Source organism: Cupriavidus sp. HMR-1 (genome assembly GCF_000319775.1).
Taxonomy (GTDB): domain Bacteria; phylum Pseudomonadota; class Gammaproteobacteria; order Burkholderiales; family Burkholderiaceae; genus Cupriavidus; species Cupriavidus metallidurans.
Genome location: NZ_ANKP01000199.1, coordinates 1 through 3,093 on the forward strand (window position 1 = coordinate 1; position 3,093 = coordinate 3,093).

A 3,093-nucleotide genomic window follows, 5' to 3' on the forward strand; every position below is an offset into this window, starting at 1 on the left:
CCTTGCGCGCTGGCTGCCGCGCCATTCGCTGCCGTGGTCGCGGATTGTCCCGCCTGCCCTGCCTGGCCCGTTGCAGCCTGGGCGGCAGCAATCGCCGCGCTCGCAATGCTGTTGGCGCCGGTTAAGGCAACCGTCACTGGCGCCAGGGCCTGCGCGAGTTGCGCGGCCTGGGCCGAGGTGATGCTGCTGATGTTGGGAATCGTGATGCTCGTGGCCACGGCCAGCGCGCCATTGACGAAGACGGCGCGATCAATACCGAAACCAACCTGCAACCCGGCGACATCAAAACCGCCACGCGATTCTTCAAGCCGCGCCTGCGCGACCGGCTTCCACCTGGCCATGTCGTCGCGTGCCTCGGCCACCTGCGTATTGGGCTCCCGCGTGGCCATTGTCATGGCAGCCACGAGCGTGTCCCCAATGGGGTGATGCCGCGCAACGGACGCCTTGTCCACCGGTTCTACTCCCCGCGCAGGCGCTTCGGCGATCGACTCGACAGCTTTTTCGGAAACGTTCTCCGTGACGTTGTCCGCAACGATGGGGTCTGCGGCACGCGCCGCCACAGTGATTGGGTCTTCGGATGGCGCCGACAGCTGTGTCGGCGTTGGTATTGCAGGCAGGTCGATGGCGGCCGAAGTCGCCACGCCCGCGGTATCGGCTGACTCGGGTGCCAGGGTCTCGACACCGGCGTGGGCATTGCCCGCGCAGGCCAGCCCCGCGCCAAGCAGCACGGCCGCGGTTGCCGACCTGGCCGTGCATCTTGATGCGGGTGAAATGGTTGTCTGGACCATGATGTTCCTCAGCTCAGAAATCGGCGGGGCCATGCTTTGGCATGACGGTGAAGAACAGACTGTCTCGCGGAACTCCCATCCAGTAAGGGCCCGACGGCGCCACGCGCCAGTCGGCTGCCAGGTTGAATCGCGCGCGGTCCGTGCGATTGTGGATAACGAACAGCAACTGGCTGTCCCAGATCTTTTCGAAGTGATCGCGCTCGATGGAGCGGGTACCACGCGCCGGGTCACCGACCAGCACGCGGTCGCCCTTGATCCCCTTGATCACGACGAAATGGTGATAACCGTTCTCGACGATCAGCACGATCGCCGGAATCTGCGCTTCCTCGAGCTTCGACAGCGGCAACTCGTAGCCGTCGGCCAGGAACCCGCGCGACTCGAGAAACCGCTTCATGTCGAGCAGCGAGAAACCTTCCGAGCGGATCTTGGCCTGATCGCCGTTGACATACATGTTGGCGAAGACCGTCTCTTCATTGACGGGGAATCCGTACTGAAAAGTCAGTAGCGTGGCCACGGCGGCCGAGCCGCAGCTGAAGTCATACTGCTGCCGAATGGTCGTGCGGAAGCGCGCTTCGCGCAGGCTGGTCACGGGCACCGTGTAAGAGTTGCCCTGATCGCCCGGAATGCGAATGGTATCGGCGCGGGCTTCGGCGATGCCACCCAGCGCCACCGCCAGCGTGGCGGCTGCCAACAGCAGGCTGCGCATGATCATTTGAACTGGACGTTGAGGATGGTCGCGTTCTGGATCAGTACGTTGTTGCCCGAATTCTGGATCACGGTCGGCAAACCCGCGGCATTGGCGAACGAACCGTCCGAGACATAATTGCTGCCCGACAGCGTGTTGATGGCGGCGTTGCCGCCCACGGTGCCGTTCAGGCGCATGTCGTTGACGACCAGTTCAGCGCCACCGCGCACGTCGTCGAGCTTGCTGCTCGCGACCGCATTGGCTGTCGTACCGAAAATATTCAATTTGGGGGCAGCATCCGGCGTTACCGCCGTCACGCTTGCCGCCGCGCCCGCCACGACAGTGGCTGCGCCCGAATCACTGCTTGCCGCCGCGACGGCCGTGGCGGATGCCTCGGCGACGGGTGGCCCCGCAATAGCCTGCGCAAACGGCCAGGCCAGGATGGCTGTCGACATTGCCAGGACAGCTCGGCGATGCAATCGCATGGTGCGTCTCCTCATGCCCCGAGGCACGGCCCCCCATCCGGGCCGCCAGCGTCGGAAGCGAATTCGGACCTACAGGCGTCTGATGCGGCAGAGCGGCCGACAAACGATGCCGTCGGCACGCACTGCCCCATCCGATTCAACCCTGCGGGTGCTGTACCGTTCCGTGCGGAACGGTACAGACGCTCGAAGGACTTACTTGCCGACTGCCAGGTTCGCCTGGACGTTGACGCTTTGTTGCACCAGCGACGACATGCCGCTGTTCTGGTTGGCAATCATGATGCCGGCTGCGGACTGGCCGACGCTGGACATCATGTTCGACATGTTGAAGGTGCCTGCATCGACATAGTTGGTGCCGCCGTTGCCGCCAGCGCCGCCAACCGCACCGTTGCCGGTACCACCCGTGCCGCCCATGCCCGCGCCACCAGCACCGCCTGCGCCAGACGAAGCGCCAACCGCGCCATTGCCTGCCGTTGCGCTGCCATTCGACGCCATGCTGCTTGCGCTGCCGTTAGTGGCCGCACCGCCAGCGCCACCGTTACCGGCAACACTGTTCTGCGCACCACCGGCGCCGCCGGTCGAAGTCGCGGCGCCACCAGTTGCCGCGCCGGCAGTCGAGGTGTTGGCGCCGCCAGCACCGCCGGTGCCAGTGCCTGCGCCGCCTGCGGAGGCAGCGGTCGCTGCACCGCCAGCACCGCCAGCACCACCCGTGCCGCTAGCTCCGCCACCAGTACCCGAGGCCGTACCGCCAGTACCAGCGCCACCAGCACCAGCTGTCGCCGTGCTGTTACCAGCATTGCCATGGACCTTGCCGAGCGCGGCGCCTGCGCCGCTGCTGCCGCCCAGTCCACCGCTCGCGCCAAGCGCATCACCGCCACTACCCTTGGCGTTTCCGCCGTCGCCACCGAAGCCACCCAGGGCGCCAGCGCCCGAGTCACCGCCACTGCCCTTGCCGGAGCCACCGAAGCCGCCTACGCCAAGGCTCGCGGAGAGCGCGCCGCCACCATTGCTCTTGGCGTTGCCGCCATCGCCAGCCCAGCCAACGGCCTTGCCGCCTGCCGCGCCATCGCCAGCTGTTGCGCTGCCGTTGACGGCATAACCCGCCGTGGCGCTGCCGTTGACTGCCGAGCCGCCGCTG

3 protein-coding genes and 1 pseudogene are annotated in these 3,093 nt (G+C 66.3%); all 4 read right to left on the reverse strand.

The window, feature by feature from the left end; genetic code table 11:
• Window positions 1-788, reverse strand: a 788-nt coding sequence (locus D769_RS20165; protein WP_040011158.1) for a hypothetical protein, incomplete at its 3' end; no start/stop codon positions are given.
• 13 nt (window positions 789-801) lie between these two features.
• Window positions 802-1,500: a C39 family peptidase gene (locus D769_RS20170; protein ID WP_008648909.1), complete on the reverse strand. Its 699-nt coding sequence runs from the start codon at window positions 1,498-1,500 to the stop codon at window positions 802-804.
• Window positions 1,497-1,958: a hypothetical protein gene (locus D769_RS20175; protein WP_008648910.1), complete on the reverse strand. Its 462-nt coding sequence runs from the start codon at window positions 1,956-1,958 to the stop codon at window positions 1,497-1,499. The genes D769_RS20170 and D769_RS20175 overlap by 4 nt, the downstream gene beginning before the upstream one ends.
• Before the next feature lie 192 nt (window positions 1,959-2,150).
• A pseudogene (locus tag D769_RS20180) lies at window positions 2,151-3,093 on the reverse strand (hypothetical protein); the annotation flags it as partial.